At 42.5% G+C, this 23,597-nt stretch carries 25 protein-coding genes; 16 read left to right on the forward strand and 9 right to left on the reverse strand.

The genetic code is table 11. The features are described 5' to 3' along the window. Positions 1-162: 162 nt before the first annotated feature. Positions 163-2,907 carry a methyl-accepting chemotaxis protein gene (locus CTT31_RS22215; protein ID WP_260492567.1) on the reverse strand — a complete coding sequence of 915 codons (2,745 nt, stop codon included), beginning with the start codon at positions 2,905-2,907 and terminating at the stop codon, positions 163-165. Between the two features lie 197 nt (positions 2,908-3,104). On the opposite strand from CTT31_RS22215, the gene CTT31_RS22220 reads away from it, so the two are divergent. After that, positions 3,105-3,830 (forward strand): YebC/PmpR family DNA-binding transcriptional regulator, encoded by a 726-nt coding sequence (locus CTT31_RS22220; RefSeq protein WP_010375669.1) that lies wholly within the window; start codon positions 3,105-3,107, stop codon positions 3,828-3,830. A gap of 60 nt (positions 3,831-3,890) precedes the next feature. On the opposite strand, the gene CTT31_RS22225 is transcribed toward CTT31_RS22220, so the two are convergent. Further along, positions 3,891-4,703 (reverse strand): hypothetical protein, encoded by an 813-nt coding sequence (locus CTT31_RS22225; protein WP_260492568.1) that lies wholly within the window; start codon positions 4,701-4,703, stop codon positions 3,891-3,893. Positions 4,704-4,881: 178 nt separating this feature from the next. Here CTT31_RS22225 and CTT31_RS22230 point away from each other — a divergent pair, with 178 nt between their 5' ends. From CTT31_RS22230 to CTT31_RS22275, 10 genes are all read left to right on the forward strand, one after another. Next, positions 4,882-5,808, forward strand: coding sequence for a hypothetical protein (locus CTT31_RS22230; protein ID WP_260492569.1), 927 nt, complete (start codon positions 4,882-4,884; stop codon positions 5,806-5,808). Between the two features lie 397 nt (positions 5,809-6,205). Then, positions 6,206-6,667 carry a GNAT family N-acetyltransferase gene (locus CTT31_RS22235; protein ID WP_260492570.1) on the forward strand — a complete coding sequence of 154 codons (462 nt, stop codon included), beginning with the start codon at positions 6,206-6,208 and terminating at the stop codon, positions 6,665-6,667. Continuing rightward, positions 6,657-7,028 (forward strand): SH3 domain-containing protein, encoded by a 372-nt coding sequence (locus CTT31_RS22240; RefSeq protein WP_260492571.1) that lies wholly within the window; start codon positions 6,657-6,659, stop codon positions 7,026-7,028. The genes CTT31_RS22235 and CTT31_RS22240 overlap by 11 nt, the downstream gene beginning before the upstream one ends. A 573-nt stretch (positions 7,029-7,601) precedes the next feature. Further along, positions 7,602-7,823: an EF-hand domain-containing protein gene (locus tag CTT31_RS22245; RefSeq protein ID WP_010375679.1), complete on the forward strand. Its 222-nt coding sequence runs from the start codon at positions 7,602-7,604 to the stop codon at positions 7,821-7,823. A gap of 59 nt (positions 7,824-7,882) precedes the next feature. Then, the gene (locus CTT31_RS22250) at positions 7,883-8,104 is read left to right on the forward strand and encodes an EF-hand domain-containing protein (protein ID WP_260492572.1); all 222 of its coding nucleotides are present in this window, start codon (positions 7,883-7,885) and stop codon (positions 8,102-8,104) included. An 87-nt stretch (positions 8,105-8,191) separates the two neighbouring features. Further along, positions 8,192-8,413: an EF-hand domain-containing protein gene (locus CTT31_RS22255; protein ID WP_010375681.1), complete on the forward strand. Its 222-nt coding sequence runs from the start codon at positions 8,192-8,194 to the stop codon at positions 8,411-8,413. 68 nt (positions 8,414-8,481) lie between these two features. Beyond that, the gene (locus CTT31_RS22260) at positions 8,482-8,703 is read left to right on the forward strand and encodes an EF-hand domain-containing protein (RefSeq protein ID WP_017218753.1); all 222 of its coding nucleotides are present in this window, start codon (positions 8,482-8,484) and stop codon (positions 8,701-8,703) included. Between the two features lie 50 nt (positions 8,704-8,753). Beyond that, a complete protein-coding gene (locus CTT31_RS22265) occupies positions 8,754-8,975 on the forward strand; it encodes a PLC family EF-hand domain-containing protein (protein WP_010375683.1) in 222 nt (73 codons plus the stop codon). Positions 8,976-9,024: 49 nt separating this feature from the next. Then, positions 9,025-9,246 carry a crotonobetainyl-CoA--carnitine CoA-transferase gene (locus tag CTT31_RS22270; RefSeq protein ID WP_010375684.1) on the forward strand — a complete coding sequence of 74 codons (222 nt, stop codon included), beginning with the start codon at positions 9,025-9,027 and terminating at the stop codon, positions 9,244-9,246. Between the two features lie 9 nt (positions 9,247-9,255). Further along, positions 9,256-9,462, forward strand: a complete 207-nt coding sequence (locus CTT31_RS22275) for an EF-hand domain-containing protein (protein ID WP_010375685.1) — start codon at positions 9,256-9,258, stop codon at positions 9,460-9,462. A gap of 103 nt (positions 9,463-9,565) precedes the next feature. On the opposite strand, the gene CTT31_RS22280 is transcribed toward CTT31_RS22275, so the two are convergent. Beyond that, positions 9,566-10,081, reverse strand: a complete 516-nt coding sequence (locus CTT31_RS22280; protein WP_017218751.1) for a hypothetical protein — start codon at positions 10,079-10,081, stop codon at positions 9,566-9,568. Between the two features lie 87 nt (positions 10,082-10,168). Then, on the reverse strand, positions 10,169-10,612 hold the full coding sequence (locus CTT31_RS22285) for a GNAT family N-acetyltransferase (RefSeq protein ID WP_017218750.1): 444 nt from the start codon (positions 10,610-10,612) through the stop codon (positions 10,169-10,171). A 143-nt stretch (positions 10,613-10,755) separates the two neighbouring features. On the opposite strand from CTT31_RS22285, the gene CTT31_RS22290 reads away from it, so the two are divergent. The 5 genes from CTT31_RS22290 to CTT31_RS22310 all read left to right on the forward strand — a co-directional run bounded on the left by CTT31_RS22290 (position 10,756) and on the right by CTT31_RS22310 (position 15,478). Beyond that, positions 10,756-11,811 (forward strand): NAD(P)H-dependent flavin oxidoreductase, encoded by a 1,056-nt coding sequence (locus CTT31_RS22290; RefSeq protein WP_260492573.1) that lies wholly within the window; start codon positions 10,756-10,758, stop codon positions 11,809-11,811. Between the two features lie 157 nt (positions 11,812-11,968). Next, complete coding sequence (locus CTT31_RS22295) at positions 11,969-12,931, forward strand: LNS2 domain-containing protein (protein WP_017218748.1); 963 nt, start codon at positions 11,969-11,971, stop codon at positions 12,929-12,931. Positions 12,932-13,151: 220 nt separating this feature from the next. Beyond that, a complete protein-coding gene (locus CTT31_RS22300; protein ID WP_017218747.1) occupies positions 13,152-14,069 on the forward strand; it encodes an esterase/lipase family protein in 918 nt (305 codons plus the stop codon). Further along, positions 14,066-14,914: a lipase chaperone gene (locus tag CTT31_RS22305; protein WP_260492574.1), complete on the forward strand. Its 849-nt coding sequence runs from the start codon at positions 14,066-14,068 to the stop codon at positions 14,912-14,914. Before CTT31_RS22300 ends, CTT31_RS22305 begins: the two co-directional genes overlap by 4 nt. Before the next feature lie 111 nt (positions 14,915-15,025). Then, positions 15,026-15,478 (forward strand): hypothetical protein, encoded by a 453-nt coding sequence (locus CTT31_RS22310; protein ID WP_260492575.1) that lies wholly within the window; start codon positions 15,026-15,028, stop codon positions 15,476-15,478. 30 nt (positions 15,479-15,508) lie between these two features. Here the strand turns inward: CTT31_RS22310 and katG are convergent, their stop codons facing one another. The 5 genes from katG to CTT31_RS22335 form a co-directional block, all read right to left on the reverse strand. After that, a complete protein-coding gene (katG, locus tag CTT31_RS22315) occupies positions 15,509-17,731 on the reverse strand; it encodes a catalase/peroxidase HPI (protein ID WP_260492576.1) in 2,223 nt (740 codons plus the stop codon). A 440-nt stretch (positions 17,732-18,171) separates the two neighbouring features. After that, positions 18,172-19,341, reverse strand: coding sequence for a hypothetical protein (locus CTT31_RS22320; RefSeq protein WP_260492577.1), 1,170 nt, complete (start codon positions 19,339-19,341; stop codon positions 18,172-18,174). Between the two features lie 122 nt (positions 19,342-19,463). After that, positions 19,464-20,246 carry a class I SAM-dependent methyltransferase gene (locus tag CTT31_RS22325; RefSeq protein WP_260492578.1) on the reverse strand — a complete coding sequence of 261 codons (783 nt, stop codon included), beginning with the start codon at positions 20,244-20,246 and terminating at the stop codon, positions 19,464-19,466. Between the two features lie 71 nt (positions 20,247-20,317). After that, positions 20,318-21,787, reverse strand: coding sequence for an amidase (locus CTT31_RS22330; protein WP_211856747.1), 1,470 nt, complete (start codon positions 21,785-21,787; stop codon positions 20,318-20,320). Between the two features lie 4 nt (positions 21,788-21,791). Continuing rightward, entirely contained in the window at positions 21,792-23,567 is a 1,776-nt protein-coding gene (locus CTT31_RS22335) for an NAD(P)/FAD-dependent oxidoreductase (protein ID WP_260492579.1), read from the reverse strand. Positions 23,568-23,597 lie beyond the last annotated feature (30 nt).

Below are 23,597 nucleotides of genomic sequence, written 5' to 3' on the forward strand. Positions count from 1 at the left end.
ATTTTTCCTTTTGCCTAATAAAACAGTCCAAATGGGTAAAACAATAAACCAAAGGGAGATTAGCCAGCCGGACGAGCATAACATACCCGATGCATTATAGGGTACAACGGGTATTACAGTAAATTACTTGTATGTGGTTGTATAGATAGTGCGCGCCCTTAACTATTCATCTAGTCGAAAAAATGCAACTTGATCGGTAAGTAGTTTGGCTTGATTTTCCATATTTCTACCTGAACGAGATGTTGTTTCAACCAGAGTAACGTTCTGCTGAGTAATATTATCCATTTGCGCGATGGTGGTGGAAACCGCAGCTATCCCTTCAGCTTGCTCTTTCCCCGCGTTATCTATATCGGCCACCATTTTGCTCACCTCGGCAATTGATTGCATTAGCTCATCGAAAGTCGTGCCAGACTCGTATACAAGTTTGCTGCCTTGCGCCACAGCATCAACGCTATTTTTGATCAATGCTTTGATTTCACGTGCCGCTGATGCACTACGTTGAGCAAGATTTCTCACCTCTCCGGCAACCACGGCAAATCCGCGTCCAGCCTCACCAGCCCGGGCTGCTTCAACGGAAGCATTGAGTGCTAAGAGATTTGTTTGGAAAGCGATTTCGTCAATGACACTGATAATGTCAGAGATTTTCGTGCTGTAAGATTCGATTTTACCCACTGCGGTAATGGCATCATCAATCGATGCTTTACCTGAGTGTGCTTTTTCTCTAACAATAGTCGCTTTCTCTGCTGCATTACTTGCGCTACTCGCATTCTTTTTAACCGTAGCGGTAAGCTCTTCCATAGTGGCGGCGGTTTCTTCTAAGCTCGCCGCTTGATTTTCAATGCGGCTATTGAGTTCTTCGTTGTTATTCGCGATTTGTTTAGCCACATCAAACACTTGCTCTGCACCATTGTTTATGGTGTTAACTAAGTCGCTTAATTTATCGAATAAGCCGTTCATTGCTTGTTGTAGCACCGAGAACTCGCCACCTATGTGGTGGGTGATCCTATGTCTTAAATCACCTTGTTCCATTGCTAAAATAGCATCTTTAATATGTTCAACCGCTTGTTTTTGTTCTGTGATATCCGTTGCATATTTAACGACTTTAAAGGGACGGCCTTGTTGATCGAGGATAGGGTTATAAGACGCTTGGATCCATACCTCTCGACCTTGTTTTGCCAATCTTAAGTATTGTCCTGAGTCGAATTCACCTCGGTTGAGCTTTTGCCAAAATTGCTGGTATTCAGAGCTAGTGGCTTGTTCGTGTGTGGCAAAAATACGGTGATGTTTACCTTTGATTTCATCAAGTGAGTACCCCATCGTATCTAGGAATGACTCATTGGCCCATAAAATAGTACCGTCCATTGCAAACTCAATGACGGCTTGTGATTTACGAATGGCTTGAAGCTGACCATCAAAATCAGCAGCAATGGCCTTTTGCTCGGTAATGTCCGTTGCGAACTTAACAACTTTTATTGTCTTGCCTTGCTCGTCTAAAATGGGGTTGTAGGTAGCACTAATCCAGATTGCTTTGCCACCTTTGCCTAAACGGTGAAACTCTCCGGATTCAAATTGGCCCTGTTTTAAACGCTGCCAGAATGCTTTGTATTCACTGCTTTGCGCGTAAAAGCTGTCGACGAACATGCTGTGATGCTTGCCAATGATTTCTTCTTTTTTATAGCCCATGACAGACAGGAAGTTTTCATTTGCTTTTAAAATATTACCTTGCAAATCAAACTCGATAACGGCTTGCGAGCGATTGATGGCTTTGAGTTGTCCGGCAAAGTCGAAAGACGCCAGTTTTGCTTGAGTAATATCCGAGGCATATTTGACGATTTTGCCCAACTGGCCATTTTCGTCATAGATGGGAGTATAGGTTGCTTGGATCCACAGAGTGTTTCCTGATTTGGTTAGGCGTTTAAACTCACCTGATTGATGCTTTCCTTGTCGTAAAGCGTGCCAAAAGTCTTGATATTCGCTGCTCTCAGCGTCTTCTCGTGCCACAAAGAGTCGGTGATGTTGACCTTGTATTTCACTTAATGTGTAACCAACCGCATTTAAAAATAGCCTGTTTGCAGTCTTTATGTTGCCGTAAGAGTCAAACTCAATAACGGCTTGAGTTTGTTTGATGGCATCAACTTGCCCTTGAAAGTCAGCAGCTTTTGATTTTTGAGCGGTGATATCTGAGGCATATTTTACGACTTTGATAGGTCTATTCTGTTCATCAAAAATTGGATTATAAGTGGCTTGGATCCATATCGTTTTACCTGATTTTGTTTGCCTTGCGAATTCACCTTCAAAAAATTCGCCATTGTTTAGGCGTTGCCAAAATGCTTGATACTCCTCACTGGCTGCGTAGTCATCCTTAACAAACAGACTGTGATGCTTGCCTTGTATTTCCTCTAGGCTGTAACCCATAACAGACAAAAAGTTGTCATTCGCGCTCAGCACTTTACCGTGCATGTCGAACTCGATAATCGCAAAGGACGCTGATAAAGCTTGTAAATTTGCACTCATGTTGGCAATGGTGGTGAGGTAATCACTGATGTCAGTCGCAATAACTAAAATTCTGCCTTCTTGAGTACGTGATAGCTCTAGTAACAACTTCTTCGGTTTGTTGTCATTCGCTGTATTGAGTGAGAGCTCAACCTTAGCATGTGCTTGGTGCTCAAGTTGAGCGAGTCCACGCTTAAGCACGGCGGCATCTTCTGCGGTGTGACATATAAAAGCGAGAGATTTCAGCTCGTGGGTAACTGGGTATCCGAGTAAGCGGTTAAAGGCCGGACTAACCTGAAAAATATCTGTTTGATAATCCACTTCTAAGTAAGGGGTTGTTGCCTTAAAGTGTTGAAATAGCGCTGTATCTTGTCCATCTTGCTTTTTTGCTTTTCCCAAGCCAAACGTGATCATATATAAGCCACTCGTCGCGGTAAATTTTAACAATATTAACTATAGTAAAGTTGCTTAGGTCCGCCACAAAATAGCCGCAAAACAAACATATAATCGTGCGACTTAAAGCAAATTACCATCACGGATAATAAGGGTATAGCCGTAACTCAAATGTCTTGGTAAAATCTTCGCCAATTTTTATAAAAACGAGCATTAAGATGGGCAGAGCATTTGAAGTCCGCAAAAACGCCATGGCAAAAACGGCGGCGGCAAAAACAAAAGTAAACTCAAAATACGGAAAAGAGATTTACGTTGTTGCTAAAAATGGCGGCGCAGATCCTGAAACGAACTTGTCACTACGTCGTTTAATCGACAAGGCAAAGAAAGATCAAGTTCCTGCACACGTTATTGATAAAGCAATCGAAAAAGCGGCAGGCGGTGCAGGTGAAGATTACACGCCAGCGCGTTACGAGGGTTACGGTCCTGGCAACAGCATGATCATCGTTGACTGCTTAACAGACAACATGAACCGTACTATCAAAGATGTTCGCTTACCGTTTACCAAAACTGGTTCAAACTTAGGTAACCCAGGTTGTGTGGCGCATATGTTTGACCACTTTGCAATCTTAGGATTTGCAGGTGATGACGACGAGTCAGTTTTGGAAGCGCTAATGATGGCTGATGTTGATGTTACTGACGTAGAAGTTGAAGACGGCCAAGTTTCTGTTTTCGCACCTCACACTGAATACTTCAAGGCGAAAACTGCACTGACAGAAGCGTTTGAGGGGATCACGTTTGAGGTAGACGAAATCACTTGGGTGCCGCAAACTCACGTAGAAATTGAAGATCCAGAAGCAATCGAGACATTCGAAAAGCTAATCAATATGCTTGAAGATGTGGATGACGTACAAAACGTTTACCACAATGCGATTGTCAAAAGATAAGCCGCTTATCGATATAGCGCACAAATAGTTAAGGCCGACATAGTTCGGCCTTTTTATTGCCTATGCTTTACACCTCGCAACATTAGTTTTTATCATGGCAACAGGAAACAATAATAGTAGCGTTTGCGAGCCAATATAGATGACCCAATTAACGTGCCTTGCAATGGGAAAGTAGCCATCCCCTTGGTTTGCGAACAGCCAAAATTGACCGATAATAGCATCCGCTAGCATTGCTAGGATAAAGCCGCTGGCAACTGCGAAGTTGGCTTTTTCGTTGAATTTAACGTTTTGAATAATAAGCCAAAAACCAAATACGCCGAGCAAGGTCACTAATAAGCTATAACTTGCGCTCAACAGCAGGGAGTATTGGCTTATCGTGGGTAGGTACATCATTTGATAGCTAAGCGACGATAACGTAATAGACACCACAACCAATACGGTCGCGGTTGCTAATGTTAATGCAAATTCCCGTCTTAAAAACCGAATAAGCAGTCCAAGTAAAAGCCCATAACCAAGGGCAAAAAACCAAATAGAGTCGATCAAGTAGTCATGTTTTATGGTTTGATCTTGACGATGATAAAGTTCAAAGAGATTGAGGTTGACGATATCTCCGCCAGTACACAAGAGCAGAGCAATCCAACAGAGTTTTATATCTTTGTGCAAACTGCTCGGGCTAGTAGCCAAGCTTGTTTTACGAACATGCCACCCTAATCGCAACACAAGAAGTAGTGAGGCTGATGGTAAAACCCATTGAAATAAGGCTTGGTGACTTTGCCAAAGTAGACTGCTGCCAAGCAAAGACGTCACGGTCGCAATGCCAAGTAAAAGCAATGTGATAGGTTTATAGTGGACGGTTTGCAGTATATTATTCACAGTCATTCCTTGTTGGCAATTATGGCAAGCTGTTTAGAGGCTCGTTTTTTCACCTTATGCAAAGTGTAATAATTATCTGCGTAATTGCCTCTTGCTGTATCAATTTACAGTACAATCATTTACAGTATTTGTCTTGTAGATCTATTACATTGCTACTTTTTATAAGGGTAACGCTTTCATGTCTAATCTTAAACTCAATATAGCGCTTTCATGCTCAGTTCTTGCATTGGCTTTTTCTGGGTTTAATGTCATTCAAACCAAATTAGCAACCTCTCCTGTGGCAATGCACGTGTATCAGAGTCCTGCTCAACAGCCCCACTATAATGAAACTCAGTATACGCAGGGCACTCAGACTTCAACTGACGAGTCTGAACAAATTGCTAAGTTAATGGCTCGGATCAATAAACTTGAAACGAGGTTACAGGCGTTGTCGATGGAAAAGTCAGATTTACTCTCTGAGCAGGCGCCGGATGAGTTTGAGTCTTTAATCTTCTCTTTGATAGAAAAGCGTGAACAGCAGAAAATCGACGAGATGAAAGCAGAAAACCCGATTTATGGCTTTTATGAAGACTTACCCGAAGACTACGAAATGCGGATCAAAACTGATCCTGAGTACGCAAGTCAAATCAGCAACGATTTAAAACAGAAAATTCTAAATAACAGTTTACCGGCGGCGGAGCGTTTAGCTGCAATGAGTCAGCTGCAAATGAACATGTTTATGCTAAATCGCAATGAGTTAGAGCAATATGATTATCAAGCAGTAGAATCTATCCTCAATATGACGCATAACATGAGTGATGAAAAGTTGAGGTTACAGGCGCTTGAGCTCGTGTCGCGTACACCTATCGTTGATGAGCGTTTGTCACAATCGTTTGTGAAAATGTTAGAGCAAGAGCCTAATGATTACGTGAAAAGTCTCGCAGCAGAAGGATTGATGTCACAGTACTTCCAGTCAGGCGCCGATCCAAAGCAGCAACAAAGGATCGCACAAGATTTGCTGTCTCTTTACGAAAATGCATCGGACCCTAAGGTTAAAGCCATCCTCAAAAACTTGATGGGTGATGAGCGTATGCTAGAAGAGTTAAAACGCCAGTCTAATGGCTGACGTACATTAAGGCTAACTGAGTGAGAAGCTGAGCTTTACCAAACTTTGGTACTTTTAGTAATAGTTGCACTTGGGTGTTCAGCTTAATCCTCGACTCTGGGGCCTGTTGACCTTTGCTGTTTGATTTTTGTTCTTCTGAGTGTGTTTTGGTCGCGACGCTCGACTTGCCGCCTAGTAATCTAGGCAAAAGTTGAGCAACAATGAACAAAGCGCACTCAGATGAACCCAAAGGGCAGCGCTTGATTAGCATTTCTACTGTGTTATCGCCAGACTTACATAGAATGACTATGCTACGCTGGCTCTGCCTTGTATAAATACCAATCAAACTGCTGCAAAAACAAACTTGAAAGATCAACAGGCCCTAGTTATTTAATACCGAAAATCAAGGAAATGATAAATGCAAATCGTTGCACTTGATGCGAGTGTTCCATCGCTTGATACATTAATAGCAGAAATCGATGCGCTGATGAATTCGCTATATCCTGTTGAAAGCAACCAGTTATCGGTATTGCAAGAGTTATGTTCACCTACTGCGCATTTTATTGGCATTATCCAGCATGACGAGATCATTGCTCGCGGCGCAATCGTCGAAAAGCATCATGATTGTCTCTATGATGAGTTGAAAAGACTGTATGTAAAGCCAAATCATCGCGGTCTTGGTTTATCAAAAGCAATCTTGTCCGAGTTAATCGCTTTTGCAGATAATCGTCAATATTCACTGATACGGTTAGCAACCGGAGTTAAACAACCAGAAGCCCTCAGGTTATATGCACAGTTTGGTTTTATCGAAAGAAAAGAATTTGGTGATCATAGATCGGATCCGCTGTCTGTCTATATGGAGTTAAAACTTGGAAAATAAGCAGTTAGATATTGAATATCAAGTAATCAAGGAACATATCAATGAGTTTCCAACCCCCATCACGTTTAAACAAGGCGCCAGATTGACCGTTGGTGAAGAATATGAGGGCGAAGAGGGGTGGGACAATTGGTTTTTCTGTGAAACTGAGGAGCAAGTGTCTGGTTGGGTACCTGCTCAAGTGTTTCGCTTAGTCAATCCCAAACAAGGTATCGCATTAGTGGACTATACCGCTCAGGAACTATCGGTAGTTCAAGGTGAACACTTATTAGGGCATAACCAACTCAATGGTTGGGTGTGGTGCTCAAGTAAAAAGTCAGAGCTGCAAGGTTGGGTACCGCTTCGTAATCTAACACCAATCTAGCGGGTGTTGCTTTTTAGCAACACTCCTCACTTTTCTTTACTACTTTTTTAAAATACTTGTGTTTTTCGTCAGTTTCCCGCCCACTCAGTCACTTTTATAGCAATTATTTCAAGATGGATTTTATTTTTAATCTATTGATTTTTAACTGCTTTTATTTGTTTTCTGGTTTCTTAGAAAATATAAGAAAAAATTTTCGATATTTTTATAAAAATTTTTTCTGGCGGCTCTACTCAATACCGAATGTGAATGATTGTCGCATGAAACTTAACCGCTTTGGGCTGCACTTACATCCTAATTTTTTATGGTGTTGCTTTTATGCGACATCTTAACTTATTGAAAATAAATATGTTTTTATTTTATCTCAAAGTCACCTGTTGCTAAATGGCAACAATCTCACTGAATCCATCCTTAATGAAAATACCCCTTATATTTTAACTTATTGATTCTTAATTACTTTTAAACTTTGGCATCAAAGTTGGAATAGTTATCTCGAAAGCAAAAAACATTCGCTTCAACACAAACCAACGTAGAGAAGCAGAAACGACAAGTTTAGAAATATGAGAGGAACTGATTATGAAAACTTTAGCAATCGCACTATCAGCAGCTGTACTTTCTTTCGCATCAGTAGGTGCTCACGCAAACTCTGAGTTTGATAAATACGATGTTGATGGAGATGGTTACATTTCACTAGGCGAATCAAAAGCAAATCCAAATTTGATGGCGCAGTTTAAAGACCTTGACGCCGACCAAGACGGCCAATTAAGCCAGTCTGAGTTTGATAACTTTGAAGGCTAAGCACAAGCCGACGACATAATAGCAAAGTTTTAAATATACCCCAATTTAAGGAAAAGATTATGAAAAATGTATTAGCAGCACTATCAATCGCAGGTTTATCAATGGTTTCAGCGTCAGCACTCGCTGGTGATGACTTCGCAAAATTAGATACTGATGGCAACGGTTCAATCAGTGTAACAGAAGCGAGCGTAAGCGCATCATTGAGCGAGCAGTTCGCGGATTTAGACACTAATGCCGATGGCGAATTGAGCAAGTCTGAATACGCAAATTACGAAGGCTAATTTGGCACTGGATTTAATAATGAGTTAAAGAACTGGGTCGCATGCCTAGCTCATCAGAACAAAATGACACAATTGAAGGATTAGATCATGAAAAACGTACTAGCAGCACTATCTATCGCGGGTTTATCAATGGTTTCAGCATCAGCATTTGCTGGTGGCGATTTCGAAAAACTGGATACTGATGGCAACGGTTCAATCAGTGTTACTGAAGCAAGCGTAAGCACTTCGCTAACTGAACAGTTTGCAGACTTAGACACCAATGCTGATGGCGAGCTAAGCAAATCTGAGTACGCGAACTACGAAGGTTAATTGCTAGGTGGGCTTAGCGCCCACTACCTTTAACATCATTACGAAAACGACAGAAGGATTGGACTATCATGAAAAACGTATTAGCAGCACTTTCAATTGCAGGTTTAACATTCGCTTCAGCTTCTGCATTAGCTGGTGAAGATTTCACTAAATATGATACTGACGGTAACGGCACCATCAGCATGACTGAGGCAAAAGTAAATCAGTCGCTTGCAGAGCAATTTACGCAACTAGATAGCAATGCCGACGGTGAGTTAAGCGAGTCTGAATTCGCAAATTACCAAGGTTAATCAAGCCGTCCAAAAGCAAATCATATTTAGGAAATTTTAGGAGCAGAATGATGAAAAATGTACTTATCGCACTATCAATCACAGGTCTAACATTGGCTTCAGCAAATACTATCGCTGGTGAAGACTTCGCAAGCTATGACACAGATGGCAACGGTGCTATTAGCATGAGCGAAGCAAAAGTAAATACAGCGCTTATCGAACAGTTTAAAGACTTAGATGTAAACGCTGACGGAGAACTAAACGAAACTGAGTTCTCTAACTTTAAAGGTTAATTTGCGACTAGAGCCGCAATGAGAGACGGGCATAGTGAGGAGAATGGCTATGAAACTTAGAACGGTATGTGCAACGACCATAGGTGTATTGGTGAGTACGATGGCACTGGCGGCAACCTTGTCATTTCAAGATGTAGACAAGGATAAAGACGGGCAGATCAGCCAGCAAGAAGCATCAGTATCATCAACACTACTTGGTCAGTTCGAGAAGCTAGATGCAGACAAAAATGGTCAGCTAAGCGCTTCTGAATTCTCTAACTTTAAAGGCTAGGAGGTCACAATGAAAAAGTTAGCAACAGCAATTACAGCCGCCACAGTACTTTTTGCCGGCTCAGCAATGGCAGCAGAATTTAACGATTTTGATTTAGACAAAGATGGTTTTATCTCTAAAAGTGAAGCGTCACTGTCAGAATCTCTTGCTTCAATCTTTGATAAGCTCGACAGCGACGGAGATGGCAAACTGTCTGAGAAAGAATTTAATCAGTAAGCAAGTGGCAATCCAAAGCGCCACGCCTCCCCAAGCTCGACTTTGTAGTCGGGCTTTTTTATTTCGAGCTACTAGACAGCTTAAGGTGTAGATAGGGAGTGGATTAACTTAACTCATTAATCCAGCGATGATCCCTGATCCATTTTTGCATTTTAGGAAAACCTTGTTCTGGACAAGTCATGTCCCAGGTAGTGAGTAGTGGATATCCGAGCCCATTTCCTTGTGAAAATGCCGCTATTAAGCTGGAGCTAGAACCCTTATATCCCTGCTGGTGTAATACGACTTCGAGAGGTAAGCCTATATATTGAATGGCAGCAACCGACCAAGCAATGGCGGCCATTTCTTCACCTTGCATGGCTTGTTTCTCTCGGCCATTTTTTAGGCCATTTTTATACACATCTTCATGAAGTTGGCCGCGGAATATTGGCTCGCATACGGCGATATGGCCAGCTTCGTGCAATATATCACCTGGATATCGCAATTTCTCATTATCAATATAGAGCGTGCCCATTACCGTTTTTAGACCCGGTAAAAACGTATTTTCCTCGACTTCATGAAACCGAAAAGGTAGCTGGATTTCGGTGAGAAAATCACAAATGCGTTTAGTATGCTCGTGCATGGTAATTCCTTTAATTGGCCAACTTACATTTTTAAGTGAGTTTAACCTAATGTTTCATTTGCGCAAATTACCATAAATTACAACTTATTATAGAGGTAGCTTGATCACCGCTAGCATCTCACCATCGTCTTCATTGATTCCAATTTCTTCAAAGCCAAAACTTGCGTAAAACGCTTTTGCAACGGGGTTGCTCGGTACATAACAGATTTCTATGGTGGTAAGGTTTGGTGTCTGCTTGATTTCTTCGAGTGCGAGGGTGAGCGCTTTACGCCCAATCCCTTGTTGCTGAAATTGCTGATCAACCATAAAGCGCCAAATGGAGATGCGCTCTATACTCTCTTGTACCCACATTAGCATCCCAACAGCTTCATCATCTTGATAAATTGCGCGCGTGGTATAGCCATCATTAAATTTTGATTCCACGATGGAAAACATGTTGCAGGCTACCAAATCTTGCTGCTCAGGGCTGACATCTAAATCGCAAATGGTTTCGTAGTTGTGTTTATCAATGGCTCTTAGAGAGATATTCATCACGGCGTCCTTGTATTGTTATAGAAACACTATTTCAAACATGGTTGTTTTGGCAAGAGAAAGTTTGCTTTATTAGCCGCACAATCATTGACCGTTAAGCGCTTCTTCCTCACACTGGAAAGCACCTTCGGCTTTATGTCGTTTTGCCCAAAAACAAGGACCTTGTGATGCAGCTTACCAGATTACTTAATATCTCTATTCCTATGATCCAAGCGCCAATGGCGGGTGTGCAAAATTGGCGCTTAGCGGCTGCAGCAACAAATGCCGGAATACTCGGTTCAATTCCTTGTGGGATGCTGAGTAAAGAGCAGGTCGTTGCTGAAATTGAGCATTTTAAAGCACATGCTTCAGGCCCATATAATCTTAACTTTTTTTGCCATGAAATGCCGGAACTTGACCCTTATCAACAAGACAAGTGGAAGAAAAAGCTGGCTTCATATTACGATGAGCTGGAGTTAACACCTAGCGATGACATGGGGATCTTAAGACGCCCATTTGATAGGGAAATGGCTGAGGCCATCGCGCCTTATAAACCTCCCGTGATCAGTTTTCATTTTGGTCTTCCAGATGCCGAATTGGTTGAGTTGGTAAAATCGTGGGGGACGACTATTTTATCTTCAGCAACAACCTTGGAAGAGGGGATATGGTTAGCTGAAAATGGTGCAGACATCGTGATAGCACAAGGGATTGAAGCGGGTGGACATAGAGCAACCTTCACCGAGACAAAGCTTGAGTCTCAGCTACATACTCGTCAATTGGTCACTATCCTCGCTGATGCGCTATCGGTTCCTGTAGTAGCTGCAGGTGGTATTGCTTCTCATCATGATGTCACTATGATGCATGAACTGGGGGCATGTGGAACACAAATCGGCACTTGCTTCTTACTATGTGATGAAGCTAGCACCTCTTTGGTACATCGTGATGCACTTAAGTCACTGGCTGAGCCATCCGCCGTGACCAATGTGTTTTCTGGTCGCCCTGCGCGTGGGATTGAAAATCGACTAATGATAGATCTCAGCTTTATTAATGATGATGTACCCACTTTTCCATATGCATCAGCTGCATTGACACCATTACGCGCCGCTGCTGAAAAGCAAGGAAGTGGTGATTTTAGCCCACTTTGGGCAGGGGTTAACCGCCAAGGCTGTATGGAAGTCAGTACACAAGAGATGGTAGAACATCTATGGAATGTTAAATAAGAAACTTTAGTTAACAAATTTGACACATTTCGAGTTTATGCTCTAGCGTTTTATGACAAGGCCAACCCAGTTGTGCCTTGCTCTTTGTTACCTACGTAAATCGATTATTTGCTTGGGTGACGTATTCGTTATGACAATAATAAACACGGAGTCGTGCATGAGACATTCTATTTTAACAGCCGCGTTATTCGCTTCATTTTCTTCGCTGGCAACCCCTACTTGCCCAAGTATTACCGCACTAGAAACCCATTATGCAGCACCTAATATGCTCAAGCGTAGCTTTTCTAGCTCATTTAACAAATACTTATCTTGGCTGCCGAGTTACCATATGGTGCACGATCAAGTAACCGCTGCTGGTGCTACAACTCAGATCACTGCTAAATTTGACTACGGTAGCATCACTCATAAAGACTTGGAATTCGAGTCGGTGGAGTTTTACTACCGTGCTGAGTCGGACACAAATTGGCAATATCTTGGTGAGCAAACCACCAATGGCGATGGCAAGGCGTTTATCACCTTGCCTGAGTTATCGGCGGGTCAGTATCGTATATACGCAGGCGTACCAGCTGATGGCACTGGTGCACAAGGTTATGTCACGGTTGTTGAGCCAGACACTCAAGCGGTCCTGTTTGACATCGATGGCACATTGACCGAATCCGATGCCGAGCAAATTGGCGACTATACCGGAATAGATCATGCCGACCCCAAAGATGGCGCTTATGATTTAGTTCGCCACTATCTTGATTTGGGCTATCAGCCCGTATTCTTAACAGCCAGAGTGTATTGGTATGCTAAAGGGACACGCGGTTGGTTAAATTGGATGGGCTTACCGCAAGGCTTTCTACGCACATCACTTAGCAATGAAACCAGCCTGTTTAAAACGGCAGAGTATAAAACTGCGGAAATTAATCGCTTAAAAGCGCAAGGTATTGATGTCGTCCGAGCTTATGGTAATGCGAAAACAGATGCTGAAGCCTTTATCAAAGCGGGGATCCCAGCTTCAGAGGCGTTTACTATTGGTTCTGATGCTGGGCATTACGGTACCACAGCAATTACCGGCAATAGTTACCAAGTTCATTTAGGTGAGCTCACAACTTATCCTCACGCTGATTGCTTGTAGACCTTACCCTCGATTGATCCAAATTTTTTAGAAATTCGCAAAAGGAGCCGTATTTTGGCTTCTTTTGGGGAATCCTGTGTACTAACTTACGCTGCCATTATTTACTTTTGTTTACGTAACATTCATCAAAATTTCATTTTTCACACTATTCTGGCTTGACCTCTGACCATTGTAATCTAAAGTTTATTTGTTACTAAATTGTAATAATTGGAGCAAGTATATGAAAAGGTTAATTCTCAGCGCCCTGCTTGGGTTGCTATCGGTCGTTACCTCTCCCGCCCACAGCGGTGAGGAATTAGAGTATCCCGTGGTATTAGTTCACGGTCTGTTTGGTTTTGATAATCTGCTCGGAGTAGATTATTTTTATCGCGTACCACAAGTGATCCATGATGAAGGTGGGCAGGTTTATGTTGCAGAAGTATCATCAGCCCATAATTCAGAATTGCGTGGTGAGCAACTACTAGAGCAAGTTGCGTTGGTTCGAGCATTAACGGGTAAAGACAAAGTTAATTTAATTGGTCACAGCCAAGGCGCGCAAACTATTCGCTACGTTGCCTCAGTTAAACCTGAGTGGGTGGCCTCAGCGACTAGTATTGGTGGCGTAAACTGGGGGAGTCGTTTTGCTGATGTTGTTCGCGGTGGAGTAGACAGTGGTTCATTTTCGGAGCAGTTTTTAGCGTCGCTTGCTAACGGCCTTGCGGGGTTGATTGATTTGTTATCTGGTAAAGCAACCGCACCAAAAGACGCACTCGAAGCACTAGGTGCTTTGACCACGGCTGGCACATTAGCATTTAACCAAAAATACCCAGAGGGTGTGCCAAGTCATTATTGTGGCGAAACGCAAAGTCTAGCGAGCAATGGCGTGCATTATTTTTCATGGAGTGGCAGCAAAGCATGGACCAACGTATTTGACCCAGCTGACAACGCACTGGCACTGTTCTCTCAAGTCTTTGATGAAGCCAACGACGGCCTAGTATCAGCTTGTTCTAGTAATTTAGGTCAGGTGATCAACAACCAATTCAAAATGAACCATTTAGATCAGGTAAACCACACCATTGGTATTCATCACTTGTTCGAAACAGACCCATTAACCGTTTATCGCCAGCATATTCGCCGCTTAAAAGGTCTGGCGCTATGAAAAAGTGGGGCCTTTTGCTAATCATTTTGACTATGCTGTCGCTGGGTTATATCGAGAGTGAACAGCAAGAGACGCCGCGTCATGTTCCCCGGTTCGCGGAGTTATCTGAGCTGCAAAATGATGCGCATAAGGTCCCACAACCCACAAGGAGTGCATCTGCAAGCGTACATTGTGAGACCATTAATAAACAGCATAAGCACCAAATCGACGATTGGCTTTTTGAGCTACAAAACCATAACCAAGTCGAGCGGTGGCAGGCTTATCTGGAATTATTACCACAATGCCTTCACGAAGTTGCTGGTCTCTTCGTGCAATTTAAGCAGGCCTTAATTGATGTGGATACGCATCTTAATCTACTAGAACGTGTTGAGCTGCTACACGCACTGCAGCGGCAATTTTTTACGGATGAAGTGATAGCAGTTTGGTTTGAAGATGCTAATGCGTGGGATACGCAAGCTTTGAGTCGCTGGCAAATTTTGTCAGACGCATCTATATCTGAATCGCAAAAGCAGCAATTAATTGAGACGCATATCAGTGGGCTTCCAAAGCGTGAACAAGTGTTATTTCAAACCTCAGCCCAGTTACACACCCTAAACGCAAATTGGCAGCAAAAACACTATAACGAACTAAGTGCTGACTATGGCGATAAAGCCGCAACGCGTATACTTGAAGTCCAGAAGCAACAGAAGTATTGGCAGCAAAAACTACAAAGCTTTATGCTGCAAAAGCAAAATATTCTAGCCGAGCTTGGTGATAGCCAAATCGCAACAGAAAAAGTCGAGTTACTACTCAAACAAACCTTCACGGAAAACGAGCAAAAGCGAGTTGCTGTATTGGTTAAGTGATAATTTTTTAGTTATTGATAAGATGTATAGGCCGGTTACATGGAGCAGCCAAACCTTCAGCCATGAGCCCATCTTGATAACTGGTAAATACAATCAAACAAGCAGTAAAACATGAAAATTGAACCAAACCTGTGGCAGCTTTATTTACAAGTATATTTTCAACCAATACAGCCAATCCGCTTTGATACACGGGGCGCTATCTTGAGCCTTTGGAATCCACATGGAAAGGTACTTTGTAAAGATGAAAATCAGCGCTTATCACGATTTTGGCAAGGGGCTTTACAGCGCGCAAATGTGCCTTATCAGTTGCTGTGGGGCGGTGATCAGCAAATGCAATATCGAGAGTTAAGTGTTTATATAAAGTGTGATTTAGCATCGGGATACCGATGGGCGACACGATTAAAGCAATTGGGGTTTTATTTCGTCGAAGATAATCAATTGCATCTCTATAACAGTAGCGATAAAGCGCAAAGCGATGTGGTGACGGATAAGTTCGTATCTCGGTTTTGCTTTGCCAAATTACCAAAGCAGAACCAAGCAATACAACCAAAAAACAGGGCCTAAATTAGGCCCTGTTTGCTCTACTTCATTGGTTTATTTTAAGTCAAAGCGGTCTAGTTGCATTACCTTCACCCAAGCGGCGATAAAATCGTCTACAAACTTCTGTTTGGCATCGTCCGATGCATAGACCTCGGTAATTGCGCGAAGTTCAGAGTTAGAACCAAAGATTAAATCAACCGGTGTTGCCGTCCATTTTATCTCTCCAGTTTTACGGTCACGACCTTCGTATAAGCCTTCTTGCCCCTCTACCTTTGACCATTTAGTCGACATATCTAGTAGGTTAACAAAGAAGTCGTTGCTCAATTGACCTGGTTTGTCAGTAAATACACCGTGCTCTGCGCCTTTGTAGTTTGCGTCTAAGCTACGTAGGCCGCCTAATAGTACTGTCATCTCAGGTACAGATAAGTCCAGCATATTGGCTTTGTCTACTAACATTTCAGTTGGTGACATAAATGCCTCATCACTGTAATAGTTACGGAACGCGTCTGCTTTTGGCTCAAGGTAGCTAAATGATAAGACGTCCGTTTGTGCTTGTGAGGCATCGGTACGGCCTGGTTTAAACGCTACATTTACTTTGTAGCCTGCGTCGTTTGCAGCTTTTTCAACTGCTGCAGAACCACCTAACACAATCAAGTCGGCAATAGAGACTGCTTTTTTGCCAGCGCGCTTATTAAAGCGGGTTTGAATGTCCGTCAATGTAGCTAGCACTTTGTTTACCTCGTCAGGGTTGTTTATCTCCCAACTTATCTGAGGCTCAAGGCGTAAACGGCCACCGTTAGCACCACCACGCATATCAGTAACACGATGGCTAGATGCTGCCGACCATGCCGTTCTGATCAGTTCTTGCTTTGTTAGACCTGAGTTCAAGATTGATTTTTTCAGGGCGTTTATGTCCTTGTTATCAATCATCTTATAATCCGCTTTTGGAATTGGATCTTGCCAAGTCAGTACTTCGCTCGGTACTTCTGAACCTACATAACGGGCTCTTGGACCCATATCACGGTGGGTCAATTTGAACCAAGCTTTCGCGAACGCCAACTCATATTGCTTTGGATCTTTGCGGAAGCGTTCAATGACCTTACGATATTCAGGGTCAAATTTTAATGCTAAATCCGTGGTGAACATTATTGGTGCATGGCGTTTACCTTCAATGTGGGCGTCTGGCACTAGGTTTGCCGCAGCTTTGTTGTCAGGGATCCATTGGGTCGCACCTGCTGGGCTTTTTGTCATTACCCAGTTGAAGTTCATTAGGTTGTCGAGATAATTGGTTGACCATTGAGTTGGTGTGACCGTCCAAGCCCCTTCTAAACCGCTTGTTGTGGTGTCTGCACCTTTACCCGTGCCGCATTTATTTTTCCAGCCTAGACCTTGTGCTTCAATCTCTGCAGCGGCTGGTTCTTTACCCACACAATCAGATGGCTTTTTAGCGCCATGTGCTTTACCAAAGGTGTGACCACCCGCGATCAGTGCGACCACTTCTTCGTCGTTCATGGCCATGCGACCAAATGACATGCGAATATCTTTTGCGGCAAGTAATGGGTCTGGTTTACCGTGTGGACCTTCAGGATTGACATAAATAAGTCCCATTTCAACTGCTGCCAATGGACCCTTTAGCTTGCCTTTTTTGTCACGACGCTCGTCTTTTAAGAAAGCATCTTCTGGACCCCAATAAACTAAATCTGGTTCCCAATCGTCTTGACGGCCACCGGCGAAACCAAAGGTCTTAAAGCCCATTGACTCAAGCGCAACGTTGCCCGCTAAGACCATTAAGTCTGCCCACGATAGGCTACGGCCGTATTTTTGTTTAATAGGCCACAATAATCGTCTTGCTTTGTCTAAGTTCGCGTTATCAGGCCAGCTGTTTAACGGATCGAAACGTTGTTGGCCACCTGCCGAGCCACCACGGCCATCGTGTACACGATAGACCCCAGCGCTATGCCATGCCATACGGATCATAAAGGGACCATAATGACCCCAGTCGGCAGGCCACCAGTCTTGCGAATCAGTGAGTGTTTGCTCAATGTCTTTTTTGACTTGCTTAAGATCTAGTTTGCTAAATTCAGCGGCATAGTCAAAGCTTGCGCCATAAGGGTTGGATTCTGGGCTGTGTTGTCTTAATGGGCTTAGGTTTAGTTGTTCTGGCCACCAAAATTGGTTGGTTTTCGCTTCGCTCATTGCAGCAAAGCTCGGGGCTGATAGCGTTGTTGTTACTGCGAGCGCGACGGCAGACAACATCGTTCTAGATTTTCTATTCATGGGGTTTTCCCTCGTAATTAAAGTGTGTCTCAAACTGCGTGTTAAACTTTAGTTCACAAATTAAAAAGAGAAAATCCAGAAAAACAAATTGGTATGTTCGGAAAAATAAATCGATAAAAAATCTAACTTATCAAAGTGTTATATTTATTTTCTATAGCAAGAATATTTTTGAAGTAAAACTTTAATTTAGTCTTTTGCAATAATTGGCTTGGAACAGAAAGCTTGTAAGACCATATTGAATTTTGGTAGCTAGCTAGGTGCGCAAAGATTGTGCTTAATAGTCTCGTAATTGTATTGGGTATGAAAAAATATACGGCGGAGTAATGAGTCCTACTCCGCTTTATTCGCCAATATTGAAAATAGCAATGGCACTTGATGCCTGATATCTTGCTAAAGGGGGGATTGATACGCAAACCCCCTTAGAGCTATAAAGAGCAAGGCTACGGGCAGGGGCCTGAAAATGAAAACATCGGCTCTCCATGTAGGTCGTAGTAAGTGTGTGTACAACTATCACCACCGCCGCCACCACCGGTATTACCATGGCCTTGACTCAGCGGAATATTTCCCCAATTTGGGCTTGAACTACTTCCACCGCCGCCACCGCCGCCAGTACCACCTGAGCTACTTACCGTTTTAGGAAATGTTTTATCTATCGCGTCGGCTAAACACTTAGATATTTGACTGGCCTTCATTATTCCGACGCTACCGCCACTCTTCTGAATATCGAACAACCTTTCACCTCCAATTACAGTTCTTCGAGCATTGACCTCAGCATCCACGGTGCCATCAAGCATTTTTAAATCGAATACGACTTGATTTCGTGTACCTGCACCAAAGTATTTTGAGTGAACGGTAAAGTCGGTAACAATTTGCTTAGTTGTATCAAAATACTCCACAGTACCACCGATCCCAATAGAATAGATAGCGGCTTGAAAGTTGGCACCTGTTATCCTTATATCTTGGAATGAGCCTTTATAATTGCTATCACGATCCGCCTTATCATTAGCTTCAATTCCTAATTTACCTCTTGCTGAAAGATTATGAGCTAAATCCCATGCCTTCATCTCTGGGCTATTACTACAGTCGGTGGCTAACGTATTGGCCGATGTAGCTAGACTGTTGAATGATAGGTTTGACTGGTTAGAGCCAGAAACTAAAGAATCAAAACTAAAGTCCTGCCTTAAACTACGAGTGACATTCGTCATCACTTTGTAGCCATTGACGATAGTTTTATGAAGCGTTATCACATCAGCGGGGATCTGTTGCATATCGGCGATTTCAATAGTTAGATCTAGGGATATACCGCCTTGATTTTTATGCCTAATATAAAAGCCGTATGCTCGCTCTTGTGCGATGTCATAAACCACTAATTTGTTGGCAGCTGAATAGCAAGCTTCATCTTCTGGTCCACCAGAACTACCGACGAAGCATTGCATGGTGGGGACGTATTTAGATCTTGATGCGATACTTCTTGCCTCACTATAACCACAGTTATCACAAATGACAGACTCGTAGAAGTCTCTTGAACTAGTTGATGCCTCATTCGAACTTGCGCTGCTGCTGTTGGAGTTAAAAAGTAAAACAAAAAACAGTAATGTAATTACCTTCATATTATTTCCTTATATATTGGTCAATTCACGCACTGAGTTTACATTTATTTCTTTAAGTGTAAACATTTATTTATCATAACTCTGCTTGTTGCGCGCATTTAGGTTTTGGCTTCTTAACATTTTTAAAATGTAGTCCCCGCTTTACTCGCCAATATTGAAAATAGCAATGGCACTTGATGCCCTTTATTCAATAACTGAAAGCCGTGTCCAGACACCGCCTCTAAACCTTCAAAGCAGTTATATGGACTAAAAGGGTGCTCATCAAAGTGGGTAATTGTAAGACCTGTTTGCATTAATGACTGCATCACTTCGGCGATTGAGTGCGGCCAAGTCGCAATGGTTTGTTTGCTATCTTGGTGGTTCTCGGTATAGGTTGATTCTTCGCTAATATCCGGCTGAGTTTGTGGGAAGTAAGGGTAACCTAAATGAAGGTCAATACTTGGGTGAAACTCCACAAAACAAAACTGACCGCCGGGCTTTAATGCACGGGCAATAGTGGCAGCCCACTGAGATAAATCTTGTAACCAGCAAATGGTGCCATAGGATGCAAAGACAATGTCGAATTGTGTGGTATTCTCAAGCCCAAATTGCGTGATATCCTGACAGATAAAACTGGCATCAAGCCCAGTTTGTTGAGCCAATGTATTTGCTCGCGTAATGGCTTCTGTTGAAAAGTCGACACCAGTTACCTTAGCCCCCAACCTTGCGAATGATAGGCTATCTAGGCCGAAGTGACATTGTAGGTGAAGCAGACTCTTGCCTGATACATTACCAAGTAGCTCACATTCAATGGGATTGAGCGAAGAGGTACCTTGTAAAAAGCGATTGACGTCATAAAACTCAGAGTCAAAATGTGCCTTGGCTCGTTCTTCCCATGCCGCACGATTGAGAGAGACATAATCCATATTGAATTCCCTATTTTTGTGGATTTTCTTTAACAATAAAAAAGTTGGCTCTGTTAGTCTAGCAAAGCAGTCTAATCAGCCGATCTGGTTAGACTGCTTTTGTACTTTTCTTCAATCAAACAGGCGGCAGCGATACATAGATGGTCCATGTTTTTTGCTGCAATTATTTGTGCTGACTTTGGCAATCCGTTCTCATCAAAACCTAAAGGTACAGATGTAGCTGGTAATTCTAGTGCATTGAATAAGCCTGCGTAAGCGAAATCGGCGGGATGGAAGAGCATTTTGCCATGTTTTGGCGCCGCGCTTGGAAATACAGGCATAATCAATATACCATTGTCTCCAAGCTGATTTTCGATGTCTTTTTGTAACCCTAGTCGTGTTTTTGGATCAAGGCTGACGCACTTTTTGAGGATTGGGAGTGAGTACTGATAAGTTAGTGTTGCTAAAATAGCAGGAAGTGAATACTGGCTTTTATGAAGCATGTATTTAACTAACTCCTGAATTGGACGGATTCCTTGACCATCTGATATAAGTTCGGCAATGGAAAGGTGCTGTACTGCTTCAATCCATATCATCAATGCATCTTTAATGGCATGGTGGTTCCATGATTGTACATTGGCCCCCATTGAAGCAAACATTTGACCCAATACATCAATAGGCTCACTCACGTTTGCGGCAACAGCTCTTGCAAAGGTAACCTTAGGTGATGAGCACATAAATACAGAAATTTCTGTTATATTAATGTCGCAGCTAGAAAAAGCGGGTAAATGTTTGACGTTCTTATCCAGGCCATCAGGGCCTGCCATGATCTTTAATAGCGGCATTAAGTCTTTAGCTGTTTTAGCTATTGGGCCTGCGCAAAAAAATGCTGCGACTTTTTGAGCATCCTGATTTTCTAGTCCAGTATCATGAAGAGGAGGGTGGCCTGTTAATGGAACTAGGCCTCCCGACGGTTTATGGCCATAGACTCCGCAAAAAGCCGCAGGGATCCTTATTGAGCCACCACCATCGGTTCCTACGCCAAAAGGTACGATACCAGCCCCAACTGCGGCAGCATCACCTCCACTGCTGCCTCCAGAGGTGTAGTTCAAATTCCAAGGGTTAGAGGTTTTTCCGTAGACTGGATTACTACATTCAGGCCACAACGCCATTTCTGAACAGTTTGAAAGGCCAATAACAATAGCACCAGCCTTTTTTAAACGGGCGACAACAGTGGCATCATTCGATGCGTATTTTTCTATGCGTTTCATTGATCCAACTGTATGAGGAAGTCCTTCAAAGCCAAGACTCTCCTTTACTGTAAACGGCACACCATGTAAAGGTCCAACAACCTTACCTGATTGGATCATCAAGTCCGCTGCCTTCGCTTCTTTCAAAGCTAAAGCAAAACGCTCAATGACAACTGCATTGAGTTTACTGTTGCGTAGACATGTTTGAATGGCGGCCTGTACGACTTGGAATGAAGTCACCTTACCATTCAAAATGTCTTCGGCAATAACAAATGCACCTCGTTTCCAGCATATGTAAGGTGTATCAGACATATGTTTACATTTCCATTTCTGATATTTCTCTTGAGTCAACCTGAGCCGGTTGGTCGTCATTTTTCATCATCGACTGCAGAGGGGGGGTGTGCTTTTTATCGTGCGTTAAGCAACGTAAATGATCACCCATATTTGTGTACGGAGAAGAAAGTGAAGAGTTTACCTTCGCTTTCTTCACATAAAACGAGGGAATACAGAAAATTACAGTAGACTTTATGAGGTCTGAGGCAATTGCAATAAGACTCTTGGTCATGACTACTCCATGCTTTATGTTGAATTGCCATTTTACTTTTTTCATCACATATAGGCGAAGTCGAGCTAGTTTAAAGAAATATCGAGAAACGAATCGAGCGCGATCTTTATCGTTAGTCGCCTTGTATAATCTAAAATTTATTGTTTTTTCATAGAGGTTAGGTATTAATTCAGGATCTAATGGTTGAGACGGATCTATTTGTTCAGTTATAAGCTCTAGTAACTCTGGAAAAGGGTAGCATTTAGGAGCATTTTCTTTACTAAAGCGGGGAAGCAATTTTGCAAAATGGTTAGCAGAGCGGCCATCTAGGTAACTACCGTTGATGAAATTAGGTAGTACGACATGGAAATAGCCCATATTGGCGACTTTAAGTGTCCAAGCCATTTTGAGAGGGTCGTTCATAATGAGATACCAATTACTCCAACTATCTTGGAGTGCTAATTGAGCTTTTACATGACGCTCCATTGCGTCAACATAATCCTGTGTAAGTTCATGATTTCGATCCTTGCTAATCATAGATGCTATTTGAGTGATTTCATGTGCAACATAAGCAAGACCTGCACTGTTTGCAGGGTCAAAAGTGAAAGCGGCATCTCCAAGTAAATACCAGCCGCTTTTTGAGTAATATTGCTCAGCTTCGTACATGTAGTTGTTGTAGCTACATGTATCATCTATGCTACCCGAACGTATCATGGCTGAAATGGAGGGATGGTCATTGTCTAGAATAGTTAGTAAGGATTCTAACTGAACATTTTTTTGTCCTAATAGCTCTGGCCGATAGGTTATGCCTATACTTACGTGATCTTTGCCTGTACTCGCTTTGAGAGGAATAATCCAAATCCAATATCCTTGGCCATAAAAATGATGGGTAACATAGTATGGATCATAGCAGTGGTGGTTAACTCGAGTATCCGTCATTTCAAACAGTTTTGTACGGTCAAACGAATTCATCCTGAACCAAAAAGAGCTGCGTTGATAAGCAGGGGCTTTATGCAGTTGCAATTGTTTGGCTAGTAGTCTTCGTCTTCCACTCGCATCAATAACCCAGTCAGCGTCAATGTGGGTGGTCTCTCCGTTTTGCCCTTTGAGAACAACTTGATGTTTATGGTCATTATTATCAGATAAAATAACCTCCTGTACATCTTGATCTATTCTACGTATTCCTAATGTCGCATTGATATCTCTAATATCTTGATCGAATACGTTGCGATTTAGATTAAAAGACGGGAGTCGGTTTATTCCGGGGGCTTCATGTACAACATATTTGTTACACTTTTTGTCGTAAGATTGTTTAAAGTAATAAGACAAACCATATTTATGATAATGTTTTTCTTCTAGCAGAGTACTTAATCCAATCGCATTTAAAAATTGGACGGTCACTTCTACAGTGGATTCCCCAACCAAAGGAGAACGTGACTTTTGCTTACCTACTAATGTTACATTTATATCAGGGAATTTCTTTCTGAAGTACATAGCAGCTAGGTTACCTGCAATACCGGAACCCATTATGATTAAGTCGCTTTTCATTGTTTTTCCTTAATTACGATCTAACGAAAG

Origin of the sequence: Pseudoalteromonas maricaloris (assembly GCF_024746855.1) — a bacterium.
In the GTDB taxonomy this organism is placed as follows: domain Bacteria; phylum Pseudomonadota; class Gammaproteobacteria; order Enterobacterales; family Alteromonadaceae; genus Pseudoalteromonas; species Pseudoalteromonas maricaloris.

Bases quoted from the DNA above. Each gene is read 5' to 3' on its own strand.
- CTT31_RS22245 (WP_010375679.1), top strand. From the start codon at position 7,602: ATGAAAACTTTAGCAATCGCACTATCAGCAGCTGTACTTTCTTTCGCA.
- CTT31_RS22320 (WP_260492577.1), bottom strand. From the start codon at position 19,341: ATGAAGGTAATTACATTACTGTTTTTTGTTTTACTTTTTAACTCCAAC.
- CTT31_RS22230 (WP_260492569.1), top strand. From the start codon at position 4,882: ATGTCTAATCTTAAACTCAATATAGCGCTTTCATGCTCAGTTCTTGCA.
- CTT31_RS22325 (WP_260492578.1), bottom strand. From the start codon at position 20,246: ATGGATTATGTCTCTCTCAATCGTGCGGCATGGGAAGAACGAGCCAAG.
- CTT31_RS22310 (WP_260492575.1), top strand. From the start codon at position 15,026: ATGAAAATTGAACCAAACCTGTGGCAGCTTTATTTACAAGTATATTTT.
- CTT31_RS22270 (WP_010375684.1), top strand. From the start codon at position 9,025: ATGAAACTTAGAACGGTATGTGCAACGACCATAGGTGTATTGGTGAGT.
- CTT31_RS22220 (WP_010375669.1), top strand. From the start codon at position 3,105: ATGGGCAGAGCATTTGAAGTCCGCAAAAACGCCATGGCAAAAACGGCG.
- CTT31_RS22300 (WP_017218747.1), top strand. From the start codon at position 13,152: ATGAAAAGGTTAATTCTCAGCGCCCTGCTTGGGTTGCTATCGGTCGTT.
- CTT31_RS22330 (WP_211856747.1), bottom strand. From the start codon at position 21,787: ATGTCTGATACACCTTACATATGCTGGAAACGAGGTGCATTTGTTATT.
- CTT31_RS22265 (WP_010375683.1), top strand. From the start codon at position 8,754: ATGAAAAATGTACTTATCGCACTATCAATCACAGGTCTAACATTGGCT.
- CTT31_RS22295 (WP_017218748.1), top strand. From the start codon at position 11,969: ATGAGACATTCTATTTTAACAGCCGCGTTATTCGCTTCATTTTCTTCG.
- CTT31_RS22285 (WP_017218750.1), bottom strand. From the start codon at position 10,612: ATGAATATCTCTCTAAGAGCCATTGATAAACACAACTACGAAACCATT.
- CTT31_RS22255 (WP_010375681.1), top strand. From the start codon at position 8,192: ATGAAAAACGTACTAGCAGCACTATCTATCGCGGGTTTATCAATGGTT.
- CTT31_RS22235 (WP_260492570.1), top strand. From the start codon at position 6,206: ATGCAAATCGTTGCACTTGATGCGAGTGTTCCATCGCTTGATACATTA.
- CTT31_RS22260 (WP_017218753.1), top strand. From the start codon at position 8,482: ATGAAAAACGTATTAGCAGCACTTTCAATTGCAGGTTTAACATTCGCT.
- CTT31_RS22280 (WP_017218751.1), bottom strand. From the start codon at position 10,081: ATGCACGAGCATACTAAACGCATTTGTGATTTTCTCACCGAAATCCAG.
- CTT31_RS22275 (WP_010375685.1), top strand. From the start codon at position 9,256: ATGAAAAAGTTAGCAACAGCAATTACAGCCGCCACAGTACTTTTTGCC.
- CTT31_RS22215 (WP_260492567.1), bottom strand. From the start codon at position 2,907: ATGATCACGTTTGGCTTGGGAAAAGCAAAAAAGCAAGATGGACAAGAT.
- CTT31_RS22250 (WP_260492572.1), top strand. From the start codon at position 7,883: ATGAAAAATGTATTAGCAGCACTATCAATCGCAGGTTTATCAATGGTT.
- CTT31_RS22335 (WP_260492579.1), bottom strand. From the start codon at position 23,567: ATGAAAAGCGACTTAATCATAATGGGTTCCGGTATTGCAGGTAACCTA.
- CTT31_RS22305 (WP_260492574.1), top strand. From the start codon at position 14,066: ATGAAAAAGTGGGGCCTTTTGCTAATCATTTTGACTATGCTGTCGCTG.
- katG (WP_260492576.1), bottom strand. From the start codon at position 17,731: ATGAATAGAAAATCTAGAACGATGTTGTCTGCCGTCGCGCTCGCAGTA.